This window comes from Mesorhizobium sp. M2A.F.Ca.ET.067.02.1.1, assembly GCF_004023285.1.
Classification (GTDB): Bacteria; Pseudomonadota; Alphaproteobacteria; order Rhizobiales; family Rhizobiaceae; genus Mesorhizobium.
In genome coordinates, this window is sequence record NZ_RZSB01001075.1 from 1 (window position 1) to 1,452 (window position 1,452).

Annotated in this window: 1 protein-coding gene and 2 pseudogenes; all 3 read right to left on the reverse strand. The window is 64.8% G+C overall.

Annotated elements, in window-relative coordinates:
- Window positions 1-150 (reverse strand): annotated as a pseudogene (locus tag EOA28_RS40720) (kinase); the annotation flags it as partial.
- 21 nt (window positions 151-171) lie between these two features.
- The gene (locus EOA28_RS35560; RefSeq protein WP_127249286.1) at window positions 172-1,158 is read right to left on the reverse strand and encodes an ABC transporter permease; all 987 of its coding nucleotides are present in this window, start codon (window positions 1,156-1,158) and stop codon (window positions 172-174) included.
- A pseudogene (locus EOA28_RS35565) lies at window positions 1,155-1,452 on the reverse strand (ABC transporter permease); the annotation flags it as partial. The pseudogene EOA28_RS35565 and the gene EOA28_RS35560, both read right to left, overlap by 4 nt.

The window sequence follows — 1,452 nt, forward strand, 5'->3', positions numbered from 1 at the left end:
GTCCATGCCGGTGGCACCCGCCGTGCCGGCGACGGTCATGCGAATCTCCTCGATATAGTCGGCGCGACCGCCTTCGGGGATACGCGAGACCGGCCGTCCGAGGATGTCGAGGACGTAGAAGCCGATCGAGCTGACGTCGAATTTTGGCATGACTGACTTGACCTTTCGAATTCAATGGGCGGCGCGGCGCAGGCCGAAGCTTGCGGCCAGCACCAGGAAGACGAGCACGCCGATGCCGACCTGCTGCCAGTAGAAATTCCAGCCGACCAAAAGCAGCCCGTTCTTGACGATGGCGAGCAGCAGCACGCCGAGCAGCGTGCCGATGACCGAAGGCTTGCGCTCGCGACTGAGCGTCGTGCCGATGAAGGTGGCGCCGATGGCGTCGAGCAGGAAGGCATTGCCGGAGAGCGGCACGTAGGACTTCACCGTCGCCGACAAGAGGATGCCGGTGACGCCGGCGAGCAGCGCGCACAGAACATGCACCATCGACAATTCGCGCGGCACGCGGATGCCGGAATACCAGGCCACGCCCGGCTGCGCGCCCATCGCCTGGACATAGCGGCCGAAGACCGAGCGATGCAGCAGGACATGAACCGCGACAACAAGGACGATCAGCACGATCACCGGCGTCGGCATCCCGAACAGAGCGGTGCGGGCGATTGCGTTGAACTGGTCGGCTGCATAGCCGCTTGTGAGATAGATCGGCTGGCCGCCGCTGGTGGCGAGTTGCTGCGTGCTCTGGCCGATGAAGAGGACGCCGAGCGTGGCCAGGAACGGACTGATGTTGAGCCTGGTGATGAGGATCGCGTTGAGAATGCCGACGATCAGCGCCGCGCCGAGCCCGCCCGCGACGCCGACCACGCCGCTGTAGCCGGCGGCCAGAAGCATGACGAAGATCATGCTTGCCATGTCGACCGAGACGCCAACCGAGAGATCGATGCCGCCCGACGAGATGACGATGGTGAGGCCGAGCGCCACGATCGCCAGCATGACGACATTGTTGACCAGCACGTTGAAGAGGTTGGCCGGCGTGAGAAAAGTCGGACTCGCCACCGAAAAGAAGATGACGATGGCCGCGAAGGCGATGAGCACGCTGTATTTGGCGAGGAAGCCGCGCAGGCTCACCTTGGCGGTGGTTTCATTGGCCGAGATGCTCATCGCGAACCCTCCGAACCGCGGGCAAAGGATGTGATCGCCACCACCAGCAGGATCAGCGCGCCCTGCACGCCGTTGACCCAGTAGCTGGAGACGTTGAGCAGTTGGAAGCCGTTCGCGAGCAAGCCGATGAACAACACGCTGAGCAGCGTGCCGCCCATGGTCGGCACGAAGCGGCGCGAGAAGACGGTGCCGAGCAGCGCCGCCGCCAGCACCGACAGAAGCAGCTCGCCGGAGCCGGGCGTGCTGGCCGACAGGCGCGAGACGGTGAGGATGCTCGCCACCGCCGCGCAGAAG